Below are 15786 nucleotides of genomic sequence, written 5' to 3' on the forward strand. Positions count from 1 at the left end.
TTCGACCAGCCTATTGGGCGTCAGGAGTGCTTTCGCTCTCATCCTCCGCGGCAGCAGCCTCGGTCTCGGCGTCAGTGATGCCGAATCCAAGACCCTCAACAGCTCCCAGAAGCGCATCGAGCTCTTCAAGATTGCGCTGGTAGCTGCGCGGCGGCAACGCCTCGCCCAGCATTTCCTCGTCGTCGTTATTGAAGGTGGGCGGCTCGTCCCCACCGATCAGGATGGTGTCATCGGGGCTGAACACCATATCGAGCAGCTGCGACATATCGTCGCTCGTTGCTGACAGATCGTCTTCGATCACATGCATCAGCCCGCGCTCTTCCAAGCCATCCTTCAACTCTTCGATGGCCTTCACGCCAATGCCCTCGATGCGCAGCAGGTCGTCCTCGGTGTGACCCAGCAGATCAGCCACCGTCTCGATGCCCGCCTCGCTGAACTTGTTCGCCCAACGCTGGCTCACGCCCAGATCATCGAAGATGTAGAGGCGTGCCTGCTCATCGGTGAGATTGTGGCCGCGTCGACCCATGGTGAGCGCATTCAAATAGCTGCCGTAGCTGCCAGCAGCATTGAAGAATCCTTCGCCATCGAGCGACCAATCCTGCGGACGCGGCAGCAAGCTCTCTATCTCGCGCAGCGCCTCGGGCGCATAGTCGGGCAGCACTTCGCCCTCGGCACCCTCGATGGGCGCGCCCTTGTACGTGAGCGTCACGTCGCGGTACCGCTTGAGGCCAGTGCCTGCCGGGATGGGCTTGCCGATGATGACGTTCTCTTTGAGGCCCGCCAAGTGGTCGGTCTTACCCTCGATCGCGGCATCGGTCAGCACCTTCGTCGTCTCCTGGAACGATGCTGCCGACAACCACGAGTCGGTTGCCAGCGATGCCTTGGTGATGCCGAGCAGCAGAGGCTGGCCTACCGGCGGCTCCTTGCCTTCGGCGATCAGGTCATTGGCGATATCCTCGAACTCGAAGCGATTCACCTGGCCACCCGGCAACAGGCTAGAATCACCCGCATCGAGCACGGCCACCCGCCGCAGCATCTGACGGGCGATCACCTCGATGTGCTTATCGTTGATGTCTACGCCCTGGCTGACGTAAACGCCTTGCACCTGCCCCACGATATAGCGCAGGGTCGTATTCGGATCGGTCAAACGCAGCAGGTCGTGCGGGTTGATGGAGCCCTTGGTCAGCTGCTGGCCGATGCGCACCTCGCAGCCGTCCACCACGCCGGGCATCATGGTCACGCGCGACGATACCACGTACTCGCGAACGTTGCCTTCCTGATCGTGGATGGTCAGCACCTTTGAAGACTTGTCTCCGCCGATCTGCAGCGTGCCGCTGATCTCAGCCAGCACCGCCTGACCCTTCGGCTTGCGCGCCTCGAAGAGCTCCTGCACACGGGGCAGACCATGCGTGATGTCCTCGCCCGCAACGCCGCCGGTGTGGAACGTGCGCATGGTGAGCTGGGTGCCCGGCTCGCCGATGGACTGGGCCGCGATGATACCCACTGCCGTGCCTATGTTGACCGGACGGCCGGTGGCCAGATCCCATCCGTAGCACTTCTGGCACACGCCATGTTCGGCATGGCAGGTCATGATGGTGCGGATGATGACCTCTTCGATGCCCGCCTCGCGCATGTTGCGCAGCTGCTGCATGGATGAGATGTAGTCTCCTGCATCCAGCATGATCTCGCCGTTGGTGTCGCAGACCGGCTCCAACAGGCAGCGCCCGATCAGGTTCTCGTCCAGCTCGCCCTTCTCGTTTTCCAGCGGGTAGGGTACGCCATCGTGAGTGCCGCAATCGATCTCGCGGATGATGACGTCTTGAGCCACGTCCACCAGACGACGGGTCAGATATCCCGAGTCAGCGGTACGCAGCGCCGTGTCAGCCAAGCCCTTGCGAGCACCGTGCGTGGAGATGAAGTACTCGAGCACCGAGAGGCCCTCGCGGAAGTTCGCCTTGATGGGACGGTCGATGATCTCACCCTTCGGGTCGGACATCAGGCCGCGCATGCCAGCGAGCTGACGGATCTGCTTGATGTTACCGCGCGCGCCCGAGAACGCCATCATGTAGATAGGATTGAACTTATCGAAGTTCTCGGCCATCGCATCGCCAACCTCTTCGTTGGCTTCATTCCAGATATCGACCACTTGCTTGTGGCGCTCTTCGTCGCTGACCAGGCCCATCTCATAGTCCTCGTCAATGGCGGCAACCTTCGCGTCCGCCTTCTCCAAGATCTCGCCTTTGCTGGGCGGGATGGTAGCGTCATAGACCGAAACGGTCACGCCCGCACGCGTAGCGTAGTGGAAGCCCGCATCCTTCAGACCATCCAGGATCGGCGGCAATTCGGAGAGCTCGTAGGTGTTGCACACATCCTCCACCAAACGGCTGATCTCCTTCTTGTTCATCTCGTAGTTCAAGAAGGTGTAGTCCGGCGGCAGCACATCGTTAAAGATGATGCGACCGACCGTCGTCTCGATGCGGTCGCCCGCCTTGTGCTCTTCGACCACGCCATAGCTCGTAGCCACCTGGCACGGCACGCGCAGACGCACCCAGATCTTCGCCTGGAGGTCCAGATCGGCGCGCGCATCGTAGGCGCGCATGGCGTCGTCGATATCGGTGAACACACGGCCTTCGCCCTGGAAACCATCACGCGCAGCGGTCAGATAGTACAAACCGATGATCATGTCCTGTGTGGGAACCGTGAGCGGCCGACCATGTGCTGGGCTCTTGATGTTGTTCGAGGACAGCATCAGCACACGCGCCTCGGCCTGAGCCTCAGCCCCCAGCGGCACATGCACGGCCATCTGGTCACCGTCGAAGTCGGCGTTGAACGCGGTGCAGACCAGTGGATGCAGACGGATGGCCTTGCCCTCTACCAGCACCGGCTCGAACGCCTGAATGCCCAAACGATGCAAGGTTGGTGCGCGGTTCAAGAGCACCGGATGGTCGGCGATGACCTCTTCGAGCACGTCCCACACACGGCTCGCCCCGCGGTCGACCTTGCGCTTGGCATCCTTGATATTGTTAGCGTATTCCAGCTCAACCAGACGCTTGATGACGAACGGCTTGAACAACTCGAGCGCCATCTGCGACGGCAGGCCGCACTGGTGCAGCTTCAGCTGCGGACCCACCACGATGACCGAACGGCCCGAGTAGTCCACGCGCTTGCCCAGCAGATTCTGGCGGAAGCGACCCTGCTTGCCCTTCAACATGTCGCTGATGGACTTCAGGGGACGGTTGCCCGGACCAGTAACGGGGCGTCCGCGACGGCCGTTGTCGAACAGCGAGTCGACCGCCTCTTGCAGCATGCGCTTCTCGTTGTTCACGATGATCTCGGGAGCGCCTAGATCAAGCAGGCGCTTCAAGCGGTTATTGCGGTTGATGACGCGACGATACAGATCGTTCAGGTCAGAGGTGGCGAAGCGGCCGCCGTCCAGCTGCACCATCGGGCGCAGATCCGGCGGGATCACCGGCACCACGTCCAAGATCATGTCCGAAGGCTCGTTGTCGCTCTTCAAGAATGCGTCGACCACCTTCAAGCGCTTGGTAGCCTTGACGCGCTTTTGACCCTTGCCGGTGCTGATGATCTCGCGCAGCTCTTCGGCCGTGGTCTCAAGATCGATCTGCTCAAGCAGGTCGCGCACCGCCTCGGCGCCCATGCCGCCACGGAAGTAATCCTTGTAATTGGCACGCATCTCGCGATAGAGCGCCTCATCGGGCACCAACTGCTTCGGCTCGATCTTGAGGAACTCATCGAGCGCGTCGGCACGCAGGGCCTTGCGCTCGTTGAACTCTTCGTAGATGTCGGCGATCTCGGCTTCCACCTCTTCGGGCGTGAGACGGTCGTCATCATCAGCATAGTCGACAAAATCGTCATCTTCGGGCACATAGTCGGTGGATAGCTTGCGCGTAGCCTCGATCAAGCGGTCGCGCTCGGCGTCCAGCTCTTCCAGATCGGCTGCTAGCTCGTCGCGCAGCTCGTCAGCGTCTTCCTCGCGCGCCTCTTTATCCACGTAGGTGACAATGGAGCTGGCGAAATAGAGCACCTTCTCCAGTTCCTTCGGCGGGATGTCCAACAGATACCCCAAGCGCGAGGGGCTGCCCTTGAAATACCAAATATGGCTCACCGGCGCTGCCAGTTCGATATGGCCCATGCGCTCGCGGCGCACCTTCGAGCGGGTGACCTCAACGCCGCAGCGCTCGCAGACGATGCCACGGAAGCGCACGCGCTTGTACTTGCCGCACGCGCACTCCCAGTCCTTCGTGGGGCCGAAGATCTTCTCGCAGTACAAGCCGTCCTTTTCCGGCTTGAGCGTACGATAGTTGATGGTCTCAGGCTTCTTTACCTCGCCGCGCGACCAGCTGCGCACATCCTCGGCGCTTGCCAAGCTGATGCGCAGCGCATCGAAATTGCGCACATCGTATTCGGTGGTGTTCGCCATTATTCGGCTCCTTTCTCTTCTTGGGAGCCAATTAGCTCGTTGGCAAGGTCATCGAGAGCTTCTGCGGTATTGCTGTTGATAGGCGCCGTTGCGGCCACATCGGTGGCCACCAGCGTATCCCCATCATCGATCAAAAGCTCTTCTGCGGTTTCGCGGTTGATATCGCTCATGAGCTCGCCCAGCTCGGCGGCGATATCGTCGATAGCGTTGCCCTCTTCCTCTTCGGTCTTACGCGCACCGCTGGCCAACGCCTCATAAAGAGCGCGGTCTTCATCACCTGCATCGATGTCCATGTTCACATCGCGCGTGCCGCCCGCACCTTCCAATTCCACGTTCAGGCACAGGCTCTTCATCTCTTTCACCAAGACCTTGAAACTCTCAGGCACCTCGGGAGCGGGGATGTTCTCGCCCTTGACGATAGCCTCGTAGCTCTTCACGCGACCTGCCGTGTCGTCGGATTTCACGGTCAGGATCTCTTGGAGCACGTTGGAAGCGCCGTAGGCGTAGAGCGCCCACACCTCCATCTCGCCGAAGCGCTGGCCGCCGAACTGCGCCTTGCCACCCAACGGCTGCTGGGTGATGAGGCTGTAAGGGCCGGTGGAGCGCGCGTGGATCTTGTCGTCCACCATGTGGCCGAGCTTCAGGATGTAGGTGGCGCCCACGGTGATGGGTTCGCGGAACTTCTCGCCGGTGCGCCCGTCGTAGAGCCAGGTCTTGCCGGTCGGCGTCAGCTGCGGCACCAGCTCGTCGCGCGCCTTGTCGCCGTACTTCTTATGGTTGATGTTGATCAGGTTGCGGTTCGCCTTCATGATGGCGTCCGAGATCTCTTCCTCGGTTGCGCCGTCGAAGACCGGCGTGGATACGAACAGGGGACCCTCTACCACTTCATCGGTCTCTTCCTCATCCGACCAGCCCCACTTCGCAGCCCAGCCCAAGTGGTTCTCCAGCAGCTGACCCACGTTCATACGAGAGGGAACGCCCAGCGGGTTTAAGATGACGTCGATCGGCGTGCCATCGGCCAGGTAGGGCATATCCTCCACCGGCAGCACGCGGGAGATGACGCCCTTGTTGCCGTGGCGACCGGAGAGCTTGTCGCCCTGCTGCACCTTGCGCTTCTGAGCAACGTAGACGCGCACCAGATCCTTCACCTGAGGCGGCAGGTCGTCGCCCTCTTCGCGGTTGAAGCGCAGAATGCCGATCACGCGACCGCCAGCGCCATGAGGCACCTTCAGCGACGTATCGCGCACCTCGCGCGCCTTCTCGCCGAAGATGGCACGCAGCAGGCGCTCTTCGGCGGTGAGCTCCGTTTCGCCCTTCGGGGTGACCTTGCCCACCAGCACGTCTCCCGGGCCTACCTCAGCGCCCACGCGAATGATGCCATCGGCGTCCAGATCGGTGATCATGTCATCGGAGATGTTGGGGATCTCGCGGGTGATCTCTTCGTCGCCCAGCTTCGTCTCGCGCGCATCCACCTCGTACTCGGCGATCTGAATGCTGGTCAGCAAATCTTCTGCCACCACGCGTTCGGACACGATGATGGCGTCCTCGTAGTTGTAGCCTTCCCAAGGCATGTAGGCCACCATGAGGTTGGCGCCCAGCGCCAGCTCACCGTGGTCGCAGCTGGGGCCATCGGCCAGCACGTCGCCCACCTCGACGGCATCCCCCTTGCGCACGATGGGACGGTGGTTGATGGATCCGGACTGGTTGGAGCGCTGGAATTTGGGGATCAGATACTCGTCGTATTCCCCGTCCTTCGTCTCGATGATGATGGTCTGACCGTCCACGTAGTCGACCACACCGGGGTTTTGGGCCACGATTATCTCGCCGGAGTCCACTGCAATACGATGCTCGATGCCCGTACCTACGAGCGGCGCTACCGGACGCAGCAGCGGCACGGCCTGACGCTGCATGTTCGATCCCATGAGCGCGCGGTTCGCGTCGTCGTGCTCAAGGAACGGGATGAGCGAGGTAGCCACGCTGGTCATCTGGCGCGGGGACACGTCCATGTAATCCACCTGCGCGGGCGGCACCTCGTCAGGCTCGCCGAACTCGCCAGCAGCGTTCTTCGTACGGCAGAGGATGCGCGCGCTCGGATGGAACACGCCATCCTTGTCGCGCGTGCCGAATTCGCGCGTCTCAGGATCGAAGGGGTCGTTCGCCTGCGCGATGACGTAATTCTCTTCCTCATCGGCGGTCAGGTAGTCCACCTCATCGGTGACCTTGCCATCGATCACGCGGCGATACGGGCTCTCGATGAAGCCGAAGGGATTCACGCGGGCATACGCTGCCAAGCTGCCGATCAGGCCGATGTTGGGGCCTTCAGGCGTCTCGATGGGGCACATGCGCCCGTAGTGGGAGGTATGCACGTCGCGCACCTCGAAGCCAGCGCGCTCGCGGGACAGACCGCCCGGGCCAAGCGCTGACAGGCGGCGCTTATGCGTGATGCCCGCCGCAGGGTTCGTCTGGTCCATGAACTGCGAGAGCTGTGACGAACCGAAGAACTCCTTGATGGCCGCCACGATGGGACGGATGTTCACCAGGCTCTGCGGAGTGATCTCGTCGGGCTCCTGCATGCTCATGCGCTCGCGCACCACGCGCTCCATGCGCGACAGACCGATGCGGAACTGGTTCTGGATCAGTTCGCCCACCGTGCGGATGCGACGGTTGCCGAAGTGGTCGATGTCGTCGGTCGTGTAGCCTTCCACACCATCGTGCAGCGCGATGATGTAGCGCATCGTGCGCACGATGTCCTCTTTGGTGAGCGTGGAGGACTCGTCCACCTCAGGGTCTTCACCGAGCTTCTTGTCGATCTTGTAGCGGCCTACCTTCGCCAGGTCGTAGCGCTGCGGGTTGAAGAAGAGCCCATCGAGCAGCGTGCGCGCCGAATCGATGGTGGGCGGCTCGCCCGGACGGAAGCGCTTGTACAGCTCGATCAGGCTCTCTTCTTTCGTCGTAGCAGGGTCGCGCTCGAGCGTGCGACGCAGCATCTCGGAATCACCCAGAAGATCGATGATCTCTTCGTTGGTCTCGGCCAAGCCGAGGGCGCGCACGAGCAGCGTGGCCGGCTGCTTGCGCTTGCGATCGATGCGCACAGAGAGCACATCGCGCTTGTCGGTCTCGAATTCGAGCCAGGCACCGCGGCTAGGGATGACCTTGGCGTTGTAGATGGTCTTGTCAGAGGTCTTGTCGCGCTCGCTGCCGAAGTAGACGCCGGGGCTACGCACCAGCTGGCTGACCACGACGCGCTCGGTGCCGTTGATGATGAACGTGCCGCGCGGGGTCATCAGCGGGAAGTCGCCCATGAAGACCTTCTGCTCTTCAATGACGCCCGTCTCACGGTTGATGAAGCGAACGTTGGCGCGCAGAGCCGCCTGATAGCTGACGTCTTTCTCCTTGCACTCATCAACGGTGTACTTCGGTTCCTCGAACTCATGCTCGCCGAACTCCAGCGCCATATCCTTGGTGCTGTTCTCGATGGGCATGATGTCGTTGAACGCTTGGGTGATGCCTTCGGTCTGGAAGTGCTTGAAGCTGTCAACCTGAATACCGATCAGATTTGGCAGATCCATGACATCCTGGATCTTCGCAAAGCTGCGACGATCCCTGTAATTGCTGGTAGCACGCTGTTTTTTTGCCTTGGCCACGAAGCGTCTCCCCTTTCGATGCAAGCTTGAATCTGAAAATTGCAGCAACGCACTAAAATAAGTATGAAAACCACCTGTGTCAAGGATTTTTTTTACTAATTATGTAGATTTCATGTTGTTTAAGACGGTGCCGAAGGTGACGCTTTCGCGACCACTGGCACCTGCCGTTGAAGAGAGCGCGTGGGCTTGCTAGTCTTTCCCGAGAAGCATATGAAGATAAAGGAGCTTGAGATGGGCAATTGTCTTGTGGCGCAATCCGGCGGTCCGACCGCGGTCATCAACGCATCGCTGGCGGGCGTGATCCGCGCGAACCAACTGAACCCCCTCTACGACCGCGTGCTGGGCGGCATCCATGGGATCGAGGGCGTGCTGACGGGTAAGCTGTACGACCTGACCGATCTGCCGAGCGCCGAGATCGAAGTGCTGCGCCAGACGCCGTCGAGCGCGCTGGGCACCTGCCGCTACAAGCTCAAGCGCGACAACCCGGCCGATTTCGAGCGATTGCTGGCCGTGATGGACGAGCACGATATCGACGTGATGTTCTACATCGGCGGCAACGATTCCATGGACACCGTGGATGCGCTGTCGGAATACGCGGCGGCGCACGGCAGCGCCAAGCGGTTCGTCGGCATCCCGAAGACGGTGGACAACGACCTGGTACCGGTGGACCACTGCCCCGGCTTCCCGAGCGCGGCGAAACTGGCGTGCCTGGTGACGCATGCCACGCGGCTCGATTACGACGCCTACACGCGTCCAGAGGTGTTCGTGCTGGAGACGATGGGGCGCGATGCGGGCTGGCTGGCGGCGAGCTGCTGCTTGACCGGCGACGTAGACCTATTGGTGCTGCCCGAGGTCGATTTCGACCGCGAGGCGTTCCTGGCGCAGGTGCAGAAGAAGATGGACGAGACCGGAGCATGCTACATTGTGGTAAGCGAAGGCGCGCACTATGCGGATGGCACGTACCTTTCCGCGGGCGACTCGGCCAACGACGGCTTCGCGCATGCGGTGCTGGGTGGCGCGGCCGCAGCGCTCAAGCAGATGATCGTGGACGCGGGCATCGCACCGCGCGGCGTGGTTCAGGACCTCTCGCGCGCGGCCCGCAGCAGCAACTTCGCGCAGAGCAAAGTGGATGTGACCGAGGCCTACGAGTTGGGCATGAGCGCGCACATGCGCTCGGCTGACCCAGCCTTCACCGCACAGGTGGTGGGCGTACATCGCGGGAACGCGCAAACGATGAGATGCGACGGCGGCATCTGTCGCATGGAACACACCTACAATGCGGAGTTCTTCGCCGGACCCGCGAGCGAGTTCGCCAACTTCGTGAAGGCGTTCCCCACCGATTGGATCCTGCCTGACTACCAAGGCGTGACCGAGGATGCGCTCGATTACTTCCGTCCGCTCGTGGAAGGCGAGCCAGCCATCATCTATGAGAACGGGCTGCCCGCCACCGTCGAGCCGTTCAACCGCCGTTAGGCACGAACCGAGAGCGCACAGGAAAGCGGAGGGAGATGGCCCTCCGCTTTTTCATACCCAAAGACTGCCACTGATTCGCCGATCAGACGCTAGAACTGCCGCCCTTCGTAGAGCTTCATAGCAATGCCTGCGCTGATGGCGTAGGGCACGAGCAGGCACGCGAAGACCAATGCGCTCAAGCCGAGGGAGGTCAGCGTCTCTTCCGGTGCGGGCAGGAAGAGCGTCTGGAGCACCGGAAGCATCTGTACGACCACGTCATCGAAATCGCTGATCAGGTAGAGAGCGCCGACCATGATGAACACGAAGACCAAAGGGACGATCCGCGTCGCCTTCGTCATGCCGAACCGCATAAAGAGCGGCATCGAGAGCATCGCGGCTATGAGGAGCATCGCGGCTATGAGGAGCACATGCGCAGTCTCCACAACAGGATCGAACCCTTCTGCGAGCGATGCGACGAACGGTATCTGCGGCAATGACGAGGCGATGAGGGAGCCGACCAGGGAGAACACCATACCGAACACAACGCTCGCTATGGTGACGATCAGGATGCTGGCATAGCGGCCAGCGATCACCTGGCGGCGGCTGATCGGCAACGTGAGCCGGAAGCGCTCCCACCCGTTCATCTCATCGTAGGCGACGATAGAGAATATGTACATGAAGGTAAACGCAGCTGTGATGGCGGCCACCCCGGCGATCAGCGTTCCCGTGCCAAGGCTGACGAACACAGCGACGATCAGCATAATGCTGAGCAGCTGCAACGCGGAATTCTTCATGGTGATGAAGTCAGATTTGATCATGACCAGCATGCTTCTCCCCCTTCAGGACGAGGTTCAGGTAATCGTCGATCGCGACCCGATCCACAGGGATATCCGGATGCGCCTTGCCGAACGCGAAGCGGTCAGGCACGAGGACATCCACACCGTATTCATGCTTCAGAACGAACAGCGGCGCTGTGGCTGCGTCATGCTGCACCAACAGGTCAGCGAGCTGAGAGCTTCGCAGATGCGCGATGCCCGCCTCATCGCAGATCGCCTCCTTCTGCTCACAGAACAGCATGGCCCCCGCATCGATGCAAACCACCTTATCGGCGATCTTCTCCAGATCGGAGGTGATATGCGTGGCCATGAGGATGGCGTGGTGCTCATCCAGCATGAAGCTGCGCAAAAGGTCGAGCATCTCGTCGCGGGCGAGCGGGTCGAGGCCCGCCGTTGCCTCATCGAGCACCAACAGCTCAGGATGGTGCGCCAGCGCGAAGGCAAGCGAGAGCTTCATGCCCATGCCGCGCGAGAGCTTCGCGATCTGCTTCTTCGGATCGAGCCCGAAATCGACCAGGAAGCGGGTGAACAGTGGCGCGTCCCACTCCTGGTACGAAGCGCGCCCGAGCTGGGCGACATCCCGCACGCGCGATGCCTGCGTGAAGGCGCACGTGTCGAACACCACGCCGATGCGCGCTTTCAGGGCTGCGGGCATGTTCGCCGGGTCCGGCAGGGGCTGCCCAAGCAGCGCCAGCGAGCCAGCGTCGGGTGTTATCAAACCGAGCAACAGCTTTATGAGCGTCGTCTTTCCCACCCCATTGGGACCCACGAGTCCAACGATGCTTCCCCGCTCCACGTTCAGATCGAGGGGACCCAGCGCGAAACCGGGATAACTCTTCTCAAGCCCCCTGCATTCGATGGCATATTCCATAGGTGCGAACCTTCTTGTCAGGCAAGCGATGCGCCCGCATCATCGTCCGAGATGAGGTCGAGCATCTCATGCAGCTCGGCGATACCGATCTCGGCGGTCGACGCCTCGCGCACGGCCTGCTCGAGCAGCTCTTCAACATGCTTGAGCCTGCCTTCGCGCAACAACTCGCGATTGCCGCCGCACACGAACGAGCCCTTCCCTTGCACGGTGTCGATGAAACCCGCCTCCTCAAGGTCGGCATAGGCGCGCTTGGTGGTGATGACGCTGATGTGCAGGTCATTCGCCAAGGCCCTCATCGAGGGAAGCGGCGCGCCCGCCTCAAGCTCGCCGGACAGGATCGCATCTTGGATCTGCGAGGCTATCTGAGCGTAGATGGGCTTATCGCTTGCATTGGATACAATTATCTCCAAGGTCGTCTCTTCTTCTTCGTCCCGAAGCGCGACGTCTCGCACCCCGGGCACCATAGTGTATATACTCTATATGCACACTATAATCAGTAGACATTTGCCTGTCAAGACGGCGGCACAGAAAAACCGCGCCGCTCTCTGCGCGCCTCATCAGCCGCGAGAACCGCGCCACGAGATGCGCATGCACTCGTCACTCGCCTCAACGACTCAAAGAGAGTCCTTGCACGCAATACGAGCGCTTCACACTCGCCGTACGAGCTATCGGCAGATGTGAGCGAATGTGGGTCAGCGGCGGGCGCGAATGAATGAACCGGGAGCCACAGCGAAGGGACACTCCGTGCGGTAGATGTTGCACGAGCGGTTAGCGATAGGCACCGCCTCTTCGGCACCAGCGAACGCTTCGTCGGGTTCGGGTATCCACGTAAGGTTGTGCACGTCGAAGGCGCGCACCGACTCGCCGGGCGAGACCACCTCGAGCTGCTCGCGCTCTTCAAAACGATTGCGGCACCGAAGCGTGAGGCGGAAGCCCTCGCCATGCGGCTCGCAGACGAGCGCATCGGCCACGTGCACGGTGTCGTGGTCGTAGCCATCCTTATCATGCGCCTGTTGTGGGTTGCCGAAGTAAAAGCCGGTACTGAACGGGCGATGCGATACCGCTGTGAGCTCGCTCATGAGGCCCTCGGGCGCCACACCATCGAGCGCACGCCGATAGGCCCCCACCACGCATGCCACGTAATACGCCTTCTTGTTGCGCCCCTCTATCTTGATGGAGTCCACGCCCGCCGCCGCCAATTCGCGCAGGTGCTCGATCATACAGAGGTCCTTCGCGTTCATCAGGTACGACCCACGCTCGTCCTCGTCAATGGGAAAGTACACGCCCGAGCGCTTCTCTTCCTCCAGCACGTAGTTCCACCGGCACGGCTGCGAACAGTTCCCGCGATTGCCCGAGCGGCCATTCAGGTAAGCGCTGATCAGGCAACGCCCGGACACCGCCATGCACTGCGCCCCGTGCGCGAACGCCTCGATCTGTAGGTCAGCGGGGATCTGTTTGCGCATCTCAGCGATGTTCGCCAGCGTCATCTCGCGCGCGCAGACGATGCGCGCAGCACCCATGCTGTGCCAGAGCTTCGCCGTTTCTGCGTTGGCCACCGACGCCTGCGTGCTCACATGCAATTCACAGCGCGGAGCATACTGGCGCGCCAGCGCGAACGCACCCATGTCGCCGATAATGAGCGCGTCGACTCCCGCCGCAGCCACCGCTTCAAAGAATGTCGGCAGCTGCGGCAGGTCATCCTGCATCATGAGCACATTGCAGGTCAGATGCACTTTGACACCAGCATCGTGAGCCACGCCCACCGCACGCGGCAGCTCGTCCAGAGAGAAATTGGCAGCTCGCGCGCGCATGCCGAAGCGGTCAGCCGCCAGATAGACCGCATCAGCACCAAAGGCGATGGCGGCCTGCAACTGCTCGAAACCACCGGCAGGGGCGAGCAGCTCCAGGGGAATCGACGAGCCACCCCGCTCATCACCGATGCGCACCTGCTGTTCAGTACCCATCATCAGCTAAACACCGCCTCAAACGGCTCGGATACTTCAATGGCGGCTTGCCCACGCGTCAGTTCGCGCAGCTTCTCCACGAGCGGGCCTTCGCTTCCCGCGAGCATGCGGAGCGCCAGCGTCACCTCTTCGGCAAAATCAGAACTGCGCACCGAAGCACCCGCATCCTCAGCCGCGCGCACGATCTGCTCATAGGCGGCATACGGCACATGCAGGGTGATATCCACGCACGCCGACACGGTGACCACCTGCGCCGCTTCGATGGCCGCTTGCGCTGCTGCCGAATACGCGCGCACCAGACCGCCCGTGCCGAGCAGCGTGCCGCCGAAATAGCGCGTGGTCACGCAGATGATGTCGGTCAGACCCGCATGCTGCAGCGTTTGCAGCGTGGGCATGCCGGAGGTACCGCTCGGCTCACCGTCATCGGAATAGCGCACGCGCTCAGCCGCACCGCCCACGCCGCGCACGATATAGGCGTATACGTTGTGGCGCGCCTGGGCGTGCTCGGTGCGCACCGCTTCCAAGAACGCGAGCGCCTTTTCCTCAGTATCAGCGGGGGAAAGTTGTGCGATGAAGCGCGACTTCTTCTCCACAACCTCAGCCTGTACGCAGGCCGCTACGGTCTTGTATCCGTCCACTACTGCCCCAACTTCTCTGCTGCATCAAACCATTCCAGCTCAAGCTGTGCGATAGCCTCTTCAAAGTCGGCTATCTCTTCTTGGATGGCGGTCAACAATTGGTAATCCGTCGGGTCGGCCTCGGCCAGCTCTTGGTGCTTCGCGTCGATCTTGCTCCGCAGCGTCTCCATCTTCCCCTCATTGGAGGCCATCAGCTTGCGCAGCCGCCGCTGCTCTCCCCCCGAAAGCTTGGAAGTCCCATTTTGAGCAGAGGTGGTTCCTGAAGAGCTCAAAGAAGCGCCGATCCCTGAAGAGCTTCCGGGAGTTGCGCACAAAGCGAGTTCCCCATGCGCCGGAACATCCAATGGACGTTCCGTGCGCAGAGGACTGTCTGAGCGACTGCGCTGCTCCCGGGAGCTCTCCTGATCGCCTTCAACGAGTTTCAGATACTCATCAACACCACCGGGCAGATGCCGTAGCGCACCATCGATCAGCGCGAACTGGTGATCAGTCACGCGCTCCATCAGATAACGATCGTGCGTCACCAGCAAGAGCGTACCTGGCCAGCCATCAAGCAGCGATTCCACCGCTGCCATCATATCGGTATCCAGATCGTTGCCCGGCTCGTCCAAAATGAGCACATTGGGCTGATCGAGCAGGATCAGCATGAGCGCCAGCCGGCGCCTTTGACCACCAGACAGGTCACAGACCGGCTCATTCAAGTCGGCTTTGCTGAACCCGAGTTGCTCGAGCAGCTGCGACGGCGACTGCTCCTTACCGTCCAGCATGATGCGGCGCGAATAGCGCCCTATCACCTCACGCACGCGATCGTCACCAAGCGCGGTCAGCTCATCGAGGTGCTGCGAGAGCACCGCGAACCGCACGGTCTGCCCGATCTTCACGCGCCCCGCGCTCGGTGCGAGCCGTCCTTGGATCACCTTCAAGAGCGTGGTCTTGCCCGCGCCGTTCTCTCCAACGATGCCGTAACGGTCGCCCGGGCCGATCATCCACGTCAACTCCTTGAGCACGCGCCTGCCCTCGAAGCTGACGGTCACACCTTCAAGATCGACCACCTGCTTGCCCAACCGTGCCATCGCCATGCGCTTGAGCGCTATCTCGTCGCGCAAGGGCGGCACATCGGCGATGAGCGCCCGCGCCGCTGCCACATGGAATTTCGGCTTGGTCGCACGCGCCCGCGCCCCGCGCGAGAGCCACGCCAACTCACGCCGCAGCATGTTCTGCCGCTTCGCCTCTGCCACGGCCGCTAAACGATCGCGCTCGACGCGCTGCATGATATACGCGCTGAAACCACCTTCGAACGGCTCGATGCCGCCGCCATGCACCTCCCACATGGAAAGCGCCACCTCATCCAAGAACCAACGGTCGTGCGTGACCACAAGAAGCGCCCCTTGCCCCGCGCGCCAGCGATGCTTGAGATGATCGGCCAACCATGCGATAGCGCGCATATCCAGGTGGTTCGTTGGTTCGTCCAGCATGAGCACATCCCACTCGCCCACGAGCAGCCGCGCCAGGTCGACGCGACGGCGCTGCCCACCCGAAAGCGTTCCCACGCGCGCCTCCCAATCGATGCCGCCGAGCAGCCCATCAATGGCCGCGCGCACGCGCGCGTCAGCGGCCCACTCGTATTCCGGCGCGTCACCCACCACCGCTTCTTTCACCATAGCCGCATCATCAAGCGCATCGGTTTGCCCGAGAACGCCGATGCTCACACCGCGCGTGCGCACCACACGGCCCGCATCCGGCTCAAGGGTGCCCGCCAACAGCCCGAGCAACGTCGACTTGCCATCGCCATTGCGGCCAACAATGCCGATGCGCGCACCTGCATCCACCCCGAGCGACACCTCGGAAAACACCCGCTTCGTCGGAAAATCGACCGTAGCCTTCTCGCAGCCCAGCAGAAACGCCATCACCGCCCTCCTGCCCGCGCGCTGCCCACGCAC

The 15786-nt window shown here is 61.7% G+C and carries 9 protein-coding genes; 1 reads left to right on the top strand and 8 read right to left on the bottom strand.

Annotated features, from left to right (window positions below):
• Nucleotides 1–10 precede the first annotated feature (10 nt).
• Together NFR19_RS03830 and rpoB are read right to left on the bottom strand one after the other, a co-directional pair.
• Nucleotides 11–4441, bottom strand: a complete 4431-nt coding sequence (locus tag NFR19_RS03830; protein ID WP_251212465.1) for a DNA-directed RNA polymerase subunit beta' — start codon at nt 4439–4441, stop codon at nt 11–13.
• Nucleotides 4441–8085 carry a DNA-directed RNA polymerase subunit beta gene (gene rpoB / locus NFR19_RS03835; RefSeq protein ID WP_285813445.1) on the bottom strand — a complete coding sequence of 1215 codons (3645 nt, stop codon included), beginning with the start codon at nt 8083–8085 and terminating at the stop codon, nt 4441–4443. Before rpoB ends, NFR19_RS03830 begins: the two co-directional genes overlap by 1 nt.
• A 231-nt stretch (nt 8086–8316) precedes the next feature.
• Here rpoB and NFR19_RS03840 point away from each other — a divergent pair, with 231 nt between their 5' ends.
• The gene (locus NFR19_RS03840; protein WP_251212466.1) at nt 8317–9558 is read left to right on the top strand and encodes a diphosphate--fructose-6-phosphate 1-phosphotransferase; all 1242 of its coding nucleotides are present in this window, start codon (nt 8317–8319) and stop codon (nt 9556–9558) included.
• Between the two features lie 89 nt (nt 9559–9647).
• Here the strand turns inward: NFR19_RS03840 and NFR19_RS03845 are convergent, their stop codons facing one another.
• From NFR19_RS03845 to NFR19_RS03870, 6 genes are all read right to left on the bottom strand, one after another.
• Nucleotides 9648–10364 carry an ABC-2 transporter permease gene (locus NFR19_RS03845; RefSeq protein WP_251212467.1) on the bottom strand — a complete coding sequence of 239 codons (717 nt, stop codon included), beginning with the start codon at nt 10362–10364 and terminating at the stop codon, nt 9648–9650.
• On the bottom strand, nt 10342–11244 hold the full coding sequence (locus NFR19_RS03850; RefSeq protein ID WP_251212468.1) for an ABC transporter ATP-binding protein: 903 nt from the start codon (nt 11242–11244) through the stop codon (nt 10342–10344). The genes NFR19_RS03845 and NFR19_RS03850 overlap by 23 nt, the downstream gene beginning before the upstream one ends.
• Before the next feature lie 17 nt (nt 11245–11261).
• The gene (locus NFR19_RS03855; RefSeq protein ID WP_251212469.1) at nt 11262–11654 is read right to left on the bottom strand and encodes a GntR family transcriptional regulator; all 393 of its coding nucleotides are present in this window, start codon (nt 11652–11654) and stop codon (nt 11262–11264) included.
• Nucleotides 11655–11936: 282 nt separating this feature from the next.
• On the bottom strand, nt 11937–13211 hold the full coding sequence (locus NFR19_RS03860; protein WP_251212470.1) for a U32 family peptidase: 1275 nt from the start codon (nt 13209–13211) through the stop codon (nt 11937–11939).
• Complete coding sequence (locus NFR19_RS03865) at nt 13211–13846, bottom strand: YigZ family protein (RefSeq protein ID WP_251212471.1); 636 nt, start codon at nt 13844–13846, stop codon at nt 13211–13213. The genes NFR19_RS03860 and NFR19_RS03865 overlap by 1 nt, the downstream gene beginning before the upstream one ends.
• A complete protein-coding gene (locus NFR19_RS03870) occupies nt 13846–15753 on the bottom strand; it encodes an ABC-F family ATP-binding cassette domain-containing protein (protein ID WP_251212472.1) in 1908 nt (635 codons plus the stop codon). Before NFR19_RS03870 ends, NFR19_RS03865 begins: the two co-directional genes overlap by 1 nt.
• Between the last annotated feature and the right edge of the window lie 33 nt (nt 15754–15786).

Origin of the sequence: Adlercreutzia murintestinalis (assembly GCF_943192905.1) — a bacterium.
GTDB classification, from domain to species: Bacteria; Actinomycetota; Coriobacteriia; order Coriobacteriales; family Eggerthellaceae; genus Adlercreutzia_A; species Adlercreutzia_A murintestinalis.

Bases quoted from the DNA above. Each gene is read 5' to 3' on its own strand.
- NFR19_RS03830 (WP_251212465.1), bottom strand. From the start codon at position 4,441: ATGGCGAACACCACCGAATACGATGTGCGCAATTTCGATGCGCTGCGC.
- NFR19_RS03840 (WP_251212466.1), top strand. From the start codon at position 8,317: ATGGGCAATTGTCTTGTGGCGCAATCCGGCGGTCCGACCGCGGTCATC.
- NFR19_RS03845 (WP_251212467.1), bottom strand. From the start codon at position 10,364: ATGCTGGTCATGATCAAATCTGACTTCATCACCATGAAGAATTCCGCG.
- NFR19_RS03850 (WP_251212468.1), bottom strand. From the start codon at position 11,244: ATGGAATATGCCATCGAATGCAGGGGGCTTGAGAAGAGTTATCCCGGT.
- NFR19_RS03860 (WP_251212470.1), bottom strand. From the start codon at position 13,211: ATGATGGGTACTGAACAGCAGGTGCGCATCGGTGATGAGCGGGGTGGC.
- NFR19_RS03870 (WP_251212472.1), bottom strand. From the start codon at position 15,753: ATGGCGTTTCTGCTGGGCTGCGAGAAGGCTACGGTCGATTTTCCGACG.